The organism is Micromonospora sp. PTRAS2, from assembly GCF_054052245.1.
In genome coordinates this window covers 378,119-391,630 of record NZ_JBSWBU010000003.1, presented here as the reverse complement: position 1 = coordinate 391,630, position 13,512 = coordinate 378,119, and the positions used below count along the sequence as shown (strand labels likewise).

General features: G+C 72.1%; 16 protein-coding genes. 14 read left to right on the top strand and 2 right to left on the bottom strand.

What is annotated here, in order from left to right:
* Positions 1 to 112 precede the first annotated feature (112 nt).
* The 11 genes from secY (at position 113) to truA (ending at position 8,139) form a co-directional block, all read left to right on the top strand.
* Positions 113 to 1,441 (top strand): preprotein translocase subunit SecY, encoded by a 1,329-nt coding sequence (gene secY, locus ACVMYR_RS12560; RefSeq protein ID WP_043965532.1) that lies wholly within the window; start codon positions 113 to 115, stop codon positions 1,439 to 1,441.
* A complete protein-coding gene (locus tag ACVMYR_RS12555; protein ID WP_043965534.1) occupies positions 1,442 to 2,095 on the top strand; it encodes an adenylate kinase in 654 nt (217 codons plus the stop codon).
* A gap of 133 nt (positions 2,096 to 2,228) precedes the next feature.
* A complete protein-coding gene (gene map / locus ACVMYR_RS12550; RefSeq protein WP_043965536.1) occupies positions 2,229 to 3,080 on the top strand; it encodes a type I methionyl aminopeptidase in 852 nt (283 codons plus the stop codon).
* A gap of 285 nt (positions 3,081 to 3,365) precedes the next feature.
* Complete coding sequence (infA, locus tag ACVMYR_RS12545) at positions 3,366 to 3,587, top strand: translation initiation factor IF-1 (protein ID WP_007073013.1); 222 nt, start codon at positions 3,366 to 3,368, stop codon at positions 3,585 to 3,587.
* A 96-nt stretch (positions 3,588 to 3,683) separates the two neighbouring features.
* A complete protein-coding gene (gene rpmJ / locus ACVMYR_RS12540) occupies positions 3,684 to 3,797 on the top strand; it encodes a 50S ribosomal protein L36 (protein WP_043965539.1) in 114 nt (37 codons plus the stop codon).
* Positions 3,798 to 4,053: 256 nt separating this feature from the next.
* Positions 4,054 to 4,434, top strand: a complete 381-nt coding sequence (gene rpsM, locus ACVMYR_RS12535; RefSeq protein ID WP_043965541.1) for a 30S ribosomal protein S13 — start codon at positions 4,054 to 4,056, stop codon at positions 4,432 to 4,434.
* An 18-nt stretch (positions 4,435 to 4,452) separates the two neighbouring features.
* A complete protein-coding gene (rpsK, locus tag ACVMYR_RS12530; RefSeq protein WP_007073011.1) occupies positions 4,453 to 4,860 on the top strand; it encodes a 30S ribosomal protein S11 in 408 nt (135 codons plus the stop codon).
* 14 nt (positions 4,861 to 4,874) lie between these two features.
* Positions 4,875 to 5,501, top strand: a complete 627-nt coding sequence (gene rpsD / locus ACVMYR_RS12525) for a 30S ribosomal protein S4 (protein ID WP_043965544.1) — start codon at positions 4,875 to 4,877, stop codon at positions 5,499 to 5,501.
* 98 nt (positions 5,502 to 5,599) lie between these two features.
* Positions 5,600 to 6,622, top strand: coding sequence for a DNA-directed RNA polymerase subunit alpha (locus tag ACVMYR_RS12520; protein WP_007073009.1), 1,023 nt, complete (start codon positions 5,600 to 5,602; stop codon positions 6,620 to 6,622).
* Between the two features lie 34 nt (positions 6,623 to 6,656).
* Positions 6,657 to 7,223, top strand: coding sequence for a 50S ribosomal protein L17 (gene rplQ, locus ACVMYR_RS12515; RefSeq protein ID WP_077938302.1), 567 nt, complete (start codon positions 6,657 to 6,659; stop codon positions 7,221 to 7,223).
* A 70-nt stretch (positions 7,224 to 7,293) separates the two neighbouring features.
* Entirely contained in the window at positions 7,294 to 8,139 is an 846-nt protein-coding gene (gene truA / locus ACVMYR_RS12510; protein ID WP_396792862.1) for a tRNA pseudouridine(38-40) synthase TruA, read from the top strand.
* A gap of 29 nt (positions 8,140 to 8,168) precedes the next feature.
* Here truA and ACVMYR_RS12505 read toward each other — a convergent pair whose 3' ends face one another.
* The gene (locus ACVMYR_RS12505; protein WP_228986891.1) at positions 8,169 to 9,251 is read right to left on the bottom strand and encodes a hypothetical protein; all 1,083 of its coding nucleotides are present in this window, start codon (positions 9,249 to 9,251) and stop codon (positions 8,169 to 8,171) included.
* A 148-nt stretch (positions 9,252 to 9,399) separates the two neighbouring features.
* Here ACVMYR_RS12505 and ACVMYR_RS12500 point away from each other — a divergent pair, with 148 nt between their 5' ends.
* The 3 genes from ACVMYR_RS12500 (at position 9,400) to ACVMYR_RS12490 (ending at position 12,769) form a co-directional block, all read left to right on the top strand.
* Positions 9,400 to 10,005 carry a class I SAM-dependent methyltransferase gene (locus tag ACVMYR_RS12500; RefSeq protein WP_396792858.1) on the top strand — a complete coding sequence of 202 codons (606 nt, stop codon included), beginning with the start codon at positions 9,400 to 9,402 and terminating at the stop codon, positions 10,003 to 10,005.
* A gap of 56 nt (positions 10,006 to 10,061) precedes the next feature.
* Complete coding sequence (locus ACVMYR_RS12495) at positions 10,062 to 11,738, top strand: ABC-F family ATP-binding cassette domain-containing protein (RefSeq protein ID WP_077938305.1); 1,677 nt, start codon at positions 10,062 to 10,064, stop codon at positions 11,736 to 11,738.
* A gap of 86 nt (positions 11,739 to 11,824) precedes the next feature.
* A complete protein-coding gene (locus ACVMYR_RS12490) occupies positions 11,825 to 12,769 on the top strand; it encodes an aldo/keto reductase (RefSeq protein ID WP_457122048.1) in 945 nt (314 codons plus the stop codon).
* Positions 12,770 to 12,886: 117 nt separating this feature from the next.
* On the opposite strand, the gene ACVMYR_RS12485 is transcribed toward ACVMYR_RS12490, so the two are convergent.
* On the bottom strand, positions 12,887 to 13,435 hold the full coding sequence (locus ACVMYR_RS12485; protein ID WP_091276459.1) for a hypothetical protein: 549 nt from the start codon (positions 13,433 to 13,435) through the stop codon (positions 12,887 to 12,889).
* Positions 13,436 to 13,512 lie beyond the last annotated feature (77 nt).

Genomic DNA, 13,512 nt, shown 5'->3' with positions numbered 1-13,512 from the left:
GACGGGGCTGTTAGGCTCCCATCCCAGCTATGGATATCGGGCGCTCGCCCGGCACCCACCCCGATCCGCCAGGGACCACCACCGGCGGCCCGCCTCGCGCAGGAGGAAGAAGTTGCTGTCCGCCTTTCTCAGTGCGTTCCGTACGCCTGACCTGCGCAAGAAGCTGCTGTTCACGGTAGGCATCATTGCCGTCTACCGGCTCGGCGCCACCCTGCCCAGCCCTGGTGTCTCGTACGGCAACGTCCAGAAGTGCCTCGACACCATCGGCAGCGCGAACACCGGGGTGCTGAACCTGCTGGACCTCTTCTCCGGCGGGGCGCTGCTGCAGCTCTCGGTCTTCGCGCTGGGCATCATGCCCTACATCACAGCGTCGATCATCCTGCAGCTGCTCACCGTGGTCATCCCGCGGCTGGAGCAGCTCCGCAAGGAGGGCCAGGCCGGCCAGGCGAAGATCACGCAGTACACCCGCTACCTCACGCTCGGCCTGGGCATCCTCCAGTCGTCGGCGTTCGTGGCGCTGGCCCGCTCGGGGCAGCTGTTCAACAACCAGTGCGACCAGTTCCCGATCGTGCCCAAGGGCACCGGCATCCCGGACTGGCTGACGCTGACGATCCTGGTCATGACGATGACCGCCGGCACCGGCGTGGTGATGTGGCTCGGCGAGCTGATCACCGACCGGGGCGTCGGCAACGGCATGTCGGTGCTGATCTTCACCTCGATCGCGGCCCGCCTCCCCAGCGAGGGCTGGCGGATCAAGACCCAGCAGGGCTGGTGGAAGTTCTTCCTGGTCCTGGCTCTGGTCCTGGTGGTCATCACCGCGGTGACGTTCATCGAGCAGGCGCAGCGCCGGATCCCGGTGCAGTACGCCAAGCGGATGATCGGCCGGCGGATGTACGGCGGCACCTCGACCTACATCCCGCTGAAGGTCAACCAGGCGGGTGTCATCCCGGTCATCTTCGGCTCGTCGCTGCTCTACCTGCCGCAGCTGGCGCTCCAGTTCTTCGACCAGACGAACCCTGGCAAGACCCAGGCCTGGATCCAGAACAACGTGGTCGACCCGTCGAGCCCGCTGCACATCGCGATCTACTTCCTGCTGATCATCTTCTTCACGTACTTCTACGTGTCGATCACGTTCAACCCGACCGAGGTCGCGGACAACATGAAGAAGTACGGCGGCTTCGTGCCGGGCATCCGCCCCGGCAAGCCGACCGCCGACTACCTCGACTTCATCCTCAGCCGGATCACCCTGCCGGGCGCGCTCTACCTGGGCATCGTCTCGATCCTGCCGAACTTCTTCTTCATCTGGCTGAACAGCGAGCAGTTCCAGAACTTCCCGTTCGGCGGCACCGCTGTGCTCATCATGGTCGGCGTCGGTCTGGAGACCGTGAAGCAGATCGAGAGCCAACTCATGCAGCGGAACTACGAAGGGTTCCTGCGGTAGATGCGACTCGTTCTGGTTGGCCCGCCGGGTGCGGGCAAGGGCACACAGGCGGAGTTCATCGCCGCTCACCTCTCGGTGCCGAAGATCTCGACCGGTGACATCTTCCGGGCGAACGTCTCGCAGGGCACGCCGTTGGGTGTCGAGGCGAAGCGCTACATGGACGCGGGCAAGCTGGTCCCGGACGAGGTGACCATCAACATGGTCCGGGACCGGCTCGCCGAGCCGGACGCCTCGGAGGGCTTCCTGCTCGACGGCTTCCCGCGCACCACGCCGCAGGCCGCCGCGCTGGACAAGCTCCTCGCCGACCTGGGCACCGCGCTGGACCTGGTGCTGGAGCTGGTCGTCGACGACGACGAGGTGATCCGGCGGCTGTCGGGCCGGCGCACCTGCCGGGGCTGCGGCAAGATCTGGCACGTCGAGTTCGACGCGACCACCCGGGACGGCATCTGCGACCGCTGCGGCGCCGAGCTGTTCCAGCGCGACGACGACAAGCCCGAGACCATCGCCGCCCGGCTGCGCGAGTACGCGGACAAGACCGCGCCGCTGGTCGACTACTACGGCGCCCAGGGCAAGCTGGTGGGCATCGACGCCACCGGCCCGGTGGAGGACGTCACCGTCCGCGCCATCGACGCCCTGCGCTCGTACGGCGGCTGACGAACGGTCGCACCGCGGCTGACGGAAGGTCGTCCGGCGACTGGCGGACGCCGGGGTCCCGGCGGATAGAGTGCGAACAGCGGGGTACGTGCGACGTGCCCCGCTGCTCCGCGCGACGAAAGGTAACGGCCCCATGCGTCGTCCCCAGCTGGACATCCAGCTGAAGACCCCCGACCAGATCGAGAAGATGCGCGCCGCCGGCCTCGTGGTGGCCGAGGCGCTGCGTCGGATGCGGGAGGCGGTGGCCCCCGGGGTCAGCACCGCCGACCTGGACGCGATCGCCGAGTCGACCATCCGGGAGGCGGGGGCGGTCCCGTCGTTCAAGGGCTACCACGGCTTCCCGGCCTCGATCTGCTCGTCGGTCAACGAGCAGGTGGTGCACGCGATCCCGTCGCCCGCCCAGGTGCTCCGCGAGGGCGACCTGATCTCGATCGACTGCGGCGCGGTGCTCGACGGCTGGCACGGCGACGCGGCGATCACGGTCGGCGTGGGGGAGGTCGACCCGGCGCTGCTGAAGATGGCTGCGGTGGCCGAGGACGCGATGTGGGCCGGGATCGCGGCGGCGGCGCGCGGGGCGGCCAACGGTCGCGGCCGGCTCACCGACATCTCGCACGCGGTGGAGAACGCGGTCCGCCGGGGCGGCCGGTACGGCATCGTCGACGGGTACGGCGGGCACGGCATCGGCACCGAGATGCACCAGGACCCGCACGTGCTCAACCACGGCCGGCCCGGCAAGGGCCCCCGGCTGGTGCACGGCATGGCGCTGGCCATCGAGCCGATGATCACGATGGGCTCGCCCCGCACGGTCGAGCTGGCCGACGGCTGGACCGTCGTCACCCGGGACGGGTCGATGGCGGTGCACGTCGAGCACTCGATGGCGCTGCTCCCGGACGGGGTCTGGGTGCTGACCGCGTTCGACGGCGGCCGGGGGCGCCTGGGCGATCTGGTCACCGCCCGCCAGCCCGCCGACTCGCCGGCGATCTGACCGCCGGGGCCCCTCCGGTCGGCGAGCAGGGGTGACCCCGGTCACTTCCGACTCGGGTCGGGGCGGGAAGTAATCCGGCCGGGTGACCTGACGGGTGGCCGGTTTGGCGGCGGCGTGCAGGCGGGCGTACACTTTCTGATCGGCGCACAGCGTCCACTCCGGCATGCCCACCCTGCGCTTCGGTGGGGCCGGAGCCGCGGCTGGCGCGGGCACCCGACAAGCGTCGGGGCCCGTGTAAGACGTTGTGGGCCGTCCGGAGTAACCGACGTCAGGACAGCGGAGGACATGCCGAAAAAAGACGGAGCCATCGAGATCGAGGGTCGGGTCATCGAGCCCCTGCCGAACGCCATGTTCCGGGTGGAGCTCGCGAACGGTCACAAGGTGCTGGCTCACATCAGTGGCAAGATGCGGCAGCACTACATCCGCATCCTGCCGGAGGACCGCGTCGTCGTCGAACTCTCGCCGTACGACCTGACCCGCGGGCGCATCGTCTACCGCTACAAGTAAGCGACCTGACGACGGCCGGGTAGTCCCCGTGTCCGTCCTCGACGTCCGGCGTCGCGCGTCGTCGCGCCTCCGGGCCAGATGGGAAGTAAGGCAACCGTGAAGGTCAAGCCGAGCGTCAAGAGGATCTGCAACAAGTGCCGGGTCATCCGCCGGCACGGCCGGGTCATGGTCATCTGCAGCGACCCGCGCCACAAGCAGCGCCAGGGCTGATCCAGCCCGACCGACCGTGAATCCACGGCCGGTCGGTCCGGTCCCGGCGTCGCAGATCCAGCCAACACATCATCAGCTCGTCCCAGCCGCGAGCGGTGCGCATCGCGTACCCCTGCGTGGTTGACCCCCGGTCGGAGGCCGGGGCCCGCTCGGGCAGCGGTCGTTCCTCCCGGCGCCACGGCGCCGGTCGGACGACCGGAGCGGGGTGGGGCGGGTGCAGACCTCCGCCAGGAAACCACAAGGAGTACGCCCGCACATGGCTCGTCTAGTCGGCGTGGACCTCCCCCGCGAGAAGCGGATGGAGATCGCGCTCACCTACATCTTCGGGGTCGGCCGCACCCGTGCCCTGGAGACGCTCGCCGCGACCGGTATCTCTCCGGACAAGCGCGCTCGGGACCTCACGGACGAGGAGCTGGTCCAGCTCCGCGACCACATCGAGGGCAACTACAAGGTTGAAGGCGACCTGCGCCGCGAGGTCGCCGCTGACATCCGCCGCAAGGTCGAGATCGGCTGCTACGCCGGTATCCGCCACCGCCGTGGTCTGCCGGTGCGTGGCCAGCGGACGCGGACCAACGCCCGCACCCGCAAGGGCCCGAAGCGGACCGTCGCCGGCAAGAAGAAGCCCGGCAAGAAGTAATTAGGAGCGCACAGACTTATGCCACCGAAGGCTCGTGCCGGAGCCGCCGTCAAGAAGGTCCGGCGCAAGGAACGCAAGAACGTCGCCCACGGGCAGGCGCACATCAAGAGCACCTTCAACAACACCATCGTGTCCATCACGGACCCGACCGGTGCGGTCATCTCCTGGGCCTCGGCCGGCCAGGTGGGCTTCAAGGGCTCCCGCAAGTCGACCCCGTTCGCCGCGCAGCTGGCCGCCGAGGCCGCCGCGCGTCGGGCGATGGAGCACGGCATGCGCAAGGTCGACGTGTTCGTCAAGGGCCCCGGCTCCGGCCGGGAGACCGCCATCCGTTCGCTGCAGGCCGTCGGGCTGGAGGTCGGTCAGATCTCCGACGTGACCCCGCAGCCGCACAACGGGTGCCGTCCGCCGAAGCGTCGCCGGGTCTGAGAGGTTAGAGAGAGATGGCTCGTTACACCGGTGCTGACTGCCGCCGTTGCCGGCGGGAGAAGATGAAGCTGTTCCTCAAGGGCAGCAAGTGCGATGGCCCGAAGTGCCCGTTCGAGTCCCGGCCGTTCCCGCCCGGGCAGCACGGCCGCGGCCGCACGAAGGAGACGGAGTACCTGCTCCAGCTCCGTGAGAAGCAGAAGGCCCGCCGCGTGTACGGCGTGCTGGAGAAGCAGTTCCGCGGTTACTACGAGGAGGCCGTGGCCAAGCAGGCCAAGACCGGTGAGGTCCTCCTGCAGATCCTCGAGTCGCGGCTGGACAACGTGGTCTACCGGGCCGGCTACGCCAAGTCCCGGGACATGGCCCGCCAGCTGGTCAAGCACGGTCACTTCACGGTGAACGGCAAGAAGGTCGACATCCCGTCGTACCGCGTCAAGGAGCACGACATCATCGAGGTCCGGGGCAAGAGCAAGGAGCTCACCCCGTTCATCGTGGCGCAGGCCGAGGCCGGCTCCAAGACGGTTCCGGCGTGGCTGGAGGCCATCCCGAGCCAGATGAAGGTGCTCGTGCACTCGCTCCCGGCCCGCCAGGTGATCGACACCCAGGTCCAGGAGCAGCTGATCGTCGAGCTCTACTCCAAGTAGTCGGGCTCGTTGCGGTGGTCCGCCCTGCGGGGCGGGCCACCGGAACGGTTTGTGTCGCGGACGTCAAATAGCGGGCGTCCCGGAAGAGAAGAGAAGACATGCTCATCAGCCAGCGACCGTCTCTGTCCGAAGAGTCGATCAACGAGACCCGCTCCCGGTTCACCATCGAGCCGCTGGAGCCGGGCTTCGGGTACACCCTGGGCAACTCGCTGCGGCGCACGCTGCTGTCGTCGATCCCGGGTGCGGCGGTCACCTCCATCAAGATCGACGGCGTGCTGCACGAGTTCACCACGATCCCCGGTGTCAAGGAGGACGTGGTCGAGCTCGTCATGAACATCAAGGAGCTGTGCGTCAGCTCCGAGCACGACGAGCCGGTCAGCATGTACCTGCGTAAGCAGGGCCCGGGCGACGTGACGGCGGGCGACATCCAGCCCCCGGCCGGCGTCTCGGTGCACAACCCGGACCTGAAGCTCGCCACCCTCAACGGCAAGGGCCGGCTCGACATGGAGCTGACCGTCGAGCGGGGTCGTGGCTATGTGACGGCGGCGCAGAACAAGCAGGCCGGCGCCGAGATCGGCCGGATCCCGGTCGACTCGATCTACTCGCCGGTGCTGAAGGTGACGTACCGCGTCGAGGCGACCCGGGTCGAGCAGCGGACCGACTTCGACCGGCTGATCATCGACGTCGAGACCAAGCCGTCGATGGGCCCGCGCACCGCGCTGGCCTCCGCCGGTTCGACGCTGGTGGAGCTCTTCGGGCTGGCCCGGGAGCTGGACGAGACCGCCGAGGGCATCGACATCGGGCCGTCCCCGCAGGACGCCCAGCTGGCGGCGGACCTGGCCCTGCCGATCGAGGAGCTGGACCTGACCGTCCGCTCCTACAACTGCCTCAAGCGCGAGGGCATCAACTCCGTCGGTGAGCTGATCGGGCGCACCGAGGCCGACCTCCTCGACATCCGCAACTTCGGCCAGAAGTCGATCGACGAGGTCAAGATGAAGCTGGCCGGGATGGGTCTGGGGCTGAAGGACTCGGCCCCGAACTTCGACCCGGCGCACGTCGTGGACGCCTTCGGTGAGGCCGACTACGACACCGACGACTACCGCGAGACCGAGCAGCTCTAGTCCCCGCTGCCGCCACACCTGAGGAGCACCAAGCATGCCCACGCCCACCAAGGGCCCCCGCCTCGGCGGCAGCCCCGCGCACGAGCGGCTGATGCTGGCCAACCTGGCCACCGCGCTGTTCCAGCACGGCAAGATCAAGACCACCGAGACGAAGGCCCGGCGGCTGCGTCCGCTGGCCGAGCAGCTCATCACCAAGGCCAAGCGGGGCGACCTCGCCTCCCGTCGGCGGGTGCTGGGCGTCGTCAAGGACAAGGACGTGGTCTACTCCCTGTTCGACCAGATCGCGCCCCGGTACGCGAACCGTCCGGGTGGCTACACCCGGATCGTGAAGACCGGTCCGCGCAAGGGCGACAACGCTCCGATGGCGATCATCGAGCTGGTCGAGGAGCTTCAGGTCGCCGAGCCGAAGGCGAACAAGAAGACCGCGACCCGCAAGGCCGCGCAGCAGGACAAGGTCGAGGCGCTCGCCCCGGCCGAGGAGACCCCCGCGTCGGCCGAGGCCGACCAGGACTCCGAGGCGCCGGTGTCGGCGTCCGGTGACACCGCCGCCGCCCGCGAGGACAGCGACGAGGCCGCCGAGGGCACCGAGAACAAGGCCTGAGCAACGGCAGCACCGTCGGGCCCGGCATCCCTTCCTGGGGTGCCGGGCCTGACCCGTGAGGAGGTACGAGGTGGACGATCGGGTCCGGCTGCGGCTGGCGGTCGCGTACGACGGGACCGGTTTCTCCGGTTGGGCGGCCCAGCCGACCCGGCGGACGGTGGCCGGCGTGCTCGCCGAGACCCTGGACCTGGTCCTCGGCGCGGGCGTGGCGACGGGGCTGACCGTGGCCGGGCGGACCGACGCCGGGGTGCACGCGACCGGCCAGGTCTGCCACCTCGACCTGCCGGCCGCCGTGTGGGCCGAGCACGAGGGGCGGCTGCTGCGCCGGCTGGCCCGGCTGCTCCCCACCGACGTGCGGGTGCGGGCGATGACGCCGGTGCCGGCGGACTTCGACGCCCGGTTCTCGGCGACCTTCCGGCGCTACGAGTACCGGGTGACCGACGCGCCCTTCGGCGCCGAGCCGCTGCGCCGGCACGAGGTGCTGGCCTGGCCGAGGCCGCTCGACCTCGACCTGCTCAACGCCGCGGCGGCGGGGCTGGTGGGGGAGCACGACTTCGCCGCGTACTGCCGGCGCAAGGAGCACGCCACCACCCTGCGCGAGGTGACCCGGCTGGACTGGCGGCGCGACCCCGACGGCCTGCTGGTCGCCACCGTCCAGGCCGACGCGTTCTGCCAGGCGATGGTGCGCAGCCTGGTCGGGGCGATGCTGGTGGCGGGGGACGGGCGGCGTCCGGTGCAGTGGCCGGGCAGCCTGTTGACCCGGCGGGAGCGGTCCAGCGAGGTGACGGTGGCCCCGGCGCACGGGCTCACGCTGGTCGCCGTCGGCTATCCCGACGACCCCGCCGAGTACGCCCGCCGCGCCGAGGCGACCCGCCGGCTCCGCGTGCCCACGGGCGGGCTCGCCGTCGAGGGCTGAGAGCCGCCCCGGCCGTTCCCGCCGTCGCCTCAGTCGTCCTCGCTGTCGCTGTCGTCCTCGTCGCTGCCGCTCGGGGTGGTCGTCGGCTGGCCGGCGCTGCCGCCGGTGGCCCGGCGCTCCAGCACCCCCTTGGTGAGGTGCGTCTCGATCAGGTCGAAGAGGATCTCGCGTACCTTCGGGTCGGCGGACTTGACCGGTTCACCGTCGGCGCGGACCACGAGGCAGTACGCGAGGTAGTGGCCGCGTACCTGCCAGCCGACCCGGGCGGGGGCCTCGGTCAGCGCCTCGGTGTCGTCCCCGGCCGGCAGGCCGCGGAACCGGCCCTCCCGCTCGTCGAGCAGTTGCCGCAGCCGGTCCCGGACGCGCTGGGCGGTGGCCTTGTCGGTCAGGTTGAACAGCCCGGCGGTGAGCAGGTGGTCCCCGTCGGGGGAGCGCAGGCTCGCCCGGACCACCTGGTTGCAGCCGAGCGTGGCGAGCAGGTCCGCCACCTCGCCGCTGGCGGCGACCGCGCAGCTGCCGCTGGACTGGGTCTTGAGCACCTCGTACGGGTCCGCGCCGTCGCCGACCGTGACCTGCCGGCCGGGGAAGACCTCCTTGACCGTCAGGGGAGCGGAGTCGGTGTCCCGCGAGTCGATGTCCTGCCGTTCGGTCTGGGACGGCGACGGGGCGGCGGCGGCCGGCGGGCTCGGCGCGACCTGGGGGTCGGTGGCCCGGTTGGCCAGCAGCGCGGCACCGCCGAGGCCGCAGAGGGCGAACAGCGCCAGAACCGCCGCCCCGCCGAACACCACCTGCCAGAGCCGGGCGCCGTGGCGGCCGGTGTCCCGGGCGCGCCGGGACCGGGGCAGGTGCAGCGGTTGCGTGGTGGCGTACCCGCCGGCCGGCGGGGCGGGGCGGGGCGCGGCCGGCGGCGGTGCGAAGGCCGACGCCGGGGGCGGGGGCGGGGCGGCCGCGGGCAGCGCGATCCGGCTGGTCCGGGGCAGTGACGGCGTCGGGAAGCGGGACGGCGCGGGCCCGGTACGGGCGGGCGGGCGGTTCCAGGCCACCGACAGGTCCGACCCCGGCCCGGGGTGCCCCTCGAAAGCGTCCTCATCGGACTCGTACCGATACACCATGCGACCCAGAGTAGGGGCTATTGTCCCTTTAGGGGGTAATACCCGGAAACTGCGGCGGGTCCGTCGGGCCGCCCCGGCGGGCACGCGGCTGGGCCGCCGCCCCGGACCCCGCCCGGCGGGCGGCGACGCCAGTGCGAGAATGCCGGGCGTGACCGGCGACCACTACTTCTCCGCTGAACCCGGAACCGCCGCCCGCCCCCGGGAGGTCGAGTTCACCGTCGCCGGGCGCGACTACACGCTGACCTCGGCCGGCGGCGTCTTCTCCGCCGACCGCCTCGACTCCGGCACCGCCGTGCTGCTGCGCAAGGCCGACCTGCCGGCCCCCGACGCCGCCGGGAACCTGCTGGACCTGGGCTGCGGCTTCGGCCCGATCGCCTGCGTGCTGGCCGGCAGCGCCCCGGCGGCCACCGTCTGGGCCGTCGACGTCAACGAGCGGGCCCGGGCGCTCACCGCCGCCAACGCCGAGCGGGTCGGCGCGGCCGACCGGGTCCGGGTCGCCGCCCCCGACGACGTGCCGGACGACGTGACGTTCGCCCAGCTCTGGTCCAACCCGCCCATCCGGATCGGCAAGGAGGGCCTGCACGAGCTGCTGCTGCGCTGGCTGCCCCGGCTCGCCCCCGACGGCGTGGCCTGGCTGGTGGTCGCCCGCCACCTCGGCGGCGACTCGCTGCACCGCTGGCTGACCGAGCAGGGCTGGCAGGTGGGCCGGCACGCCAGCCAGAAGGGCTACCGGGTGCTGCGGGTCACCCGCTGACCTGCGCACCGGTAATCGGCTGTCGCCGGGCCGGCCCGCTCAGGCAGGATGCCCGCGTGGGATACGTGGACGTGGCAGCCGTGGGGCACATCCTCCCCGACGGCCGGGAGCTCTTCACCGACGTGTCGTTCCGGGTCGGCGAGGGCGCCAAGGTGGCCCTGGTCGGGCCGAACGGCGCGGGCAAGACGACGCTGCTGCGGATGGTCGCCGGCGACCTGCCGGTGCGCAGCGGCGGGATCGCCCGCTCCGGCGGGCTCGGCGTGATGCGCCAGTTCATCGGCATGATCGGCGACGACTCCACCCTCGCCGACCTGGCCCTGTCGCTCGCCCCGCCGGCGCTGCGCGACGCCGGCCGCCGGCTCACCGAGACCGAGGCGGCCATGCGGGCGGCCGAGCTGCGCGGCAAGTTCGGCAACGCCGCCGCCAAGGCCCAGCTCGCGTACGCGGACGCGCTCGCCGCCTGGGGCGAGGCCGGCGGGTACGACGCCGAGGTCGTCTTCGACACCGTCGCGACGATCGTCCTCGACACGCCCTGGGAGGTGGCCCGGGAGCGTCCGGTGCGTACCCTCTCCGGCGGCCAGCAGAAGCGGTTCGCCCTCGAACTGCTGCTGCGCGGCCCCGACGAGGTGCTGCTGCTCGACGAGCCGGACAACTTCCTCGACGTGCCCGGCAAGCGGTGGCTGGAGGACCGGCTGCGCGAGTCGGCCAAGTCGGTGCTCTACGTCTCGCACGACCGGGAGCTGCTGGCCCGCACCGCAGACCGGGTCGTCGCCGTCGAGGGCGGCAGCGCCTGGGTCCACCCGGGCGGCTTCGCGAGCTGGCACGAGGCGCGGGTGGCCCGGCACGCCCGCCTCGACGAGCTGCGCCGCCGCTGGGACGAGGAGCACCAGAAGCTGCGCGAGCTGATGCTGATGTACAAGCAGAAGGCCGCGTACAACGACGGGTTGGCGTCGCGGTACCAGGCCGCGCAGACCCGGCTGCGCAAGTTCGAGGAGGCCGGGCCGCCGCCCGTACCGCCGAAGGACCAGGACATCCGGATGCGCCTGACCGGCGGGCGGACCGGCAAACGCGCGGTGATCGCCGAGCAGCTGGAGCTGGACGGCCTGACCTACCCGTTCGACCTGGAGATCTGGTTCGGCGACCGGGTCGCGGTGCTCGGGGCCAACGGCACCGGCAAGTCGCACTTCCTGCGGCTGCTGGCCCGGGGCGGCACCGACCCGGACCCGGCCAACGGCCCGGTCGACGGGGCCGCCGCGCTGGCCCCGGTGGCGCACGACGGGGTGGTCCGGCTCGGCGCGCGGGTCCGGCCCGGCCACTTCTCGCAGACCCACGACCGGCCCGAGCTGATGCAGAAGACCCTGGTCGAGGTGCTGTGGCGCGGCGACGACCACCGGGCCGGGATGGACCGGCACGCGGCGATGGCCGCGCTGAGCCGGTACGAGCTGGCCGGGCAGGGCGACCAGCGCTTCGGCACCCTCTCCGGCGGCCAGCAGGCCCGTTTCCTGGTGTTGCTGCTGGAGCTGTCCGGGGCGACGCTGCTGCTGCTCGACGAGCCGACGGACAACCTGGACCTGGCCAGCGCGGAGGCGCTGGAGGCCGGCCTGGCGGCGTTCGCGGGCACGGTGATCGCGGTGACCCACGACCGCTGGTTCACCCGCTCCTTCGACCGCTTCGTGCTGTTCGGCAAGGACGGCGAGGTCACTGAGACCCCCGACCCGGTCTGGGACGTGTGAGGAGTAAGGAAGGGCCCCCTGTTAACGCATAACGGTGTAGAAGGGGCCCTTCCTTGCACCTGGCATAGGGTTGGCGCGTGACTGAGATGACGTACCGCCGGCTGGGCGACTCCGGGCTCGTGGTGTCCGTGGTCGGCATCGGCTGCAACAACTTCGGCCGCAAGCTCGACCTCGACGGCACCCGGGCGGTGGTCGACGCGGCGCTCGACGCCGGCATCACCCTGTTCGACACCGCCGACATCTACGGCGAGCCGCAGGGCGCCTCCGAGGAGCTGCTCGGTCAGGCGCTCAAGGGCCGCCGCGACGAGGTGGTGCTGGCCACCAAGTTCGGCATGGACATGCACGGGGCCAACGGGGCGGACTTCGGCGCCCGGGGCTCCCGGCGCTACATCGCCCGCGCGGTCGAGGCGTCGCTGCGGCGGCTCGGCACCGACCACATCGACCTGTACCAGATGCACGAGCCCGACCCGGGCACCCCGGTCGACGAGACGCTCGCCGCCCTCGACGACCTGGTGCGCGCCGGCAAGGTGCGCTACCTGGGCAACTCCAACTTCGCCGGCTGGCAGATCGCCGACGCCGACTGGGTCGCCTCGTCCAACGGGCACACCCGGTTCGTCAGCGCGCAGAACCACTACTCGCTGCTGGAGCGGGGCGTCGAGGCCGAGGTCATCCCCGCCTGCGAGCGCTTCGGCCTCGGCATGCTGCCGTTCTTCCCGCTGGCGAACGGCCTGCTCACCGGCAAGTACCAGCGCGGGGAGGCCGCCCCGGCCGGCAGCCGGCTCTCCGGCGGCGGCCGGTACGCCGAGCGCCTCGCCGCGGCCCGCTGGGACACCATCGAGGCGATCGGGGCGTACGCCGCCGAGCGGGGGCTCACCATGCTGCAGGTGGCCATCGGCGGGCTGGCCGCCCGGCCCGCGGTGACCTCGGTCATCGCCGGGGCCACCACCCCGGAGCAGGTGCGCGCCAACGCCGGCGCCGGCGTGTGGCAGCCCGACGACGACGACCTGGCCGCGCTCGACGCCATCCTCTGAGCCGGTCGACGGGACGGGGCCGGCCGACGAGGGACCGGGCCGACCGGCAGGGCCGAAACGAAAGAGGGACGCCGGGGCGACTCGCCCCCGGCGTCCCTCGTCCGGCTTCCGGCCCGGTCAGGCAGCCGGCCCCCCGGGCCCGGCCGGCCGACGCCGCCGCACGAGCAGCAGCGGCACCGCCGCCAGCAGCGCGACGGCGACGAGCCCGCCGGCCGCGTACGTCCACCAGCCGCCCCCCGACCGGTCCCGCTCGTCGGGCCCGGCCTGCACGGCGACGGGCCGTGGCGCGGGCGCCGTCTGGGCGGGGCGGGCCTGCACCGTCGCGGTCGCCGACGTCTTGTACGGGGCCGGCGCGGTGACCGTCACCCGCCAGCGACCGGGGGAGAGCAGCGGGCCGCTGGAGTAGAAGCCCTGCCCCTCCCCGGACATTTCGAGCTGCACCGGACCTGCCGTCCGGTCGCCCTCGCCCTTGGCGGTGAGGGTCAACCGCACCGGCTGATCCAGTCGGTGGCCGTCGGAGTAGACGGCCAGCACGGTGACCCCGCCGGCCCCGTCGCCGCCCACCGACAGCTTGAGCTTTCCGCCGTGCGCCGCCGCCGGGCCCGCCGGCAGCGCCACCAGGCACGCCGCGACGAGCGCGGCGGCGAGGATCCTGAGGGTACGCATCACACGTGCTCCACTCGTTCGGTTCGGGTGGGGCCGCCCCCGCCGTCGTGGTGCACGGCGGGAGCGGCCCCGTCTTC

Excerpts from the sequence above, each read along its gene's own strand:
- ACVMYR_RS12555 (WP_043965534.1), top strand. The coding sequence starts at position 1,442 with ATGCGACTCGTTCTGGTTGGCCCGCCGGGTGCGGGCAAGGGCACACAG.
- map (WP_043965536.1), top strand. The coding sequence starts at position 2,229 with ATGCGTCGTCCCCAGCTGGACATCCAGCTGAAGACCCCCGACCAGATC.
- infA (WP_007073013.1), top strand. The coding sequence starts at position 3,366 with ATGCCGAAAAAAGACGGAGCCATCGAGATCGAGGGTCGGGTCATCGAG.
- rpsM (WP_043965541.1), top strand. The coding sequence starts at position 4,054 with ATGGCTCGTCTAGTCGGCGTGGACCTCCCCCGCGAGAAGCGGATGGAG.
- rpsK (WP_007073011.1), top strand. The coding sequence starts at position 4,453 with ATGCCACCGAAGGCTCGTGCCGGAGCCGCCGTCAAGAAGGTCCGGCGC.
- rpsD (WP_043965544.1), top strand. The coding sequence starts at position 4,875 with ATGGCTCGTTACACCGGTGCTGACTGCCGCCGTTGCCGGCGGGAGAAG.
- ACVMYR_RS12520 (WP_007073009.1), top strand. The coding sequence starts at position 5,600 with ATGCTCATCAGCCAGCGACCGTCTCTGTCCGAAGAGTCGATCAACGAG.
- rplQ (WP_077938302.1), top strand. The coding sequence starts at position 6,657 with ATGCCCACGCCCACCAAGGGCCCCCGCCTCGGCGGCAGCCCCGCGCAC.
- ACVMYR_RS12505 (WP_228986891.1), bottom strand. The coding sequence starts at position 9,251 with ATGGTGTATCGGTACGAGTCCGATGAGGACGCTTTCGAGGGGCACCCC.
- ACVMYR_RS12490 (WP_457122048.1), top strand. The coding sequence starts at position 11,825 with ATGACGTACCGCCGGCTGGGCGACTCCGGGCTCGTGGTGTCCGTGGTC.
- ACVMYR_RS12485 (WP_091276459.1), bottom strand. The coding sequence starts at position 13,435 with ATGCGTACCCTCAGGATCCTCGCCGCCGCGCTCGTCGCGGCGTGCCTG.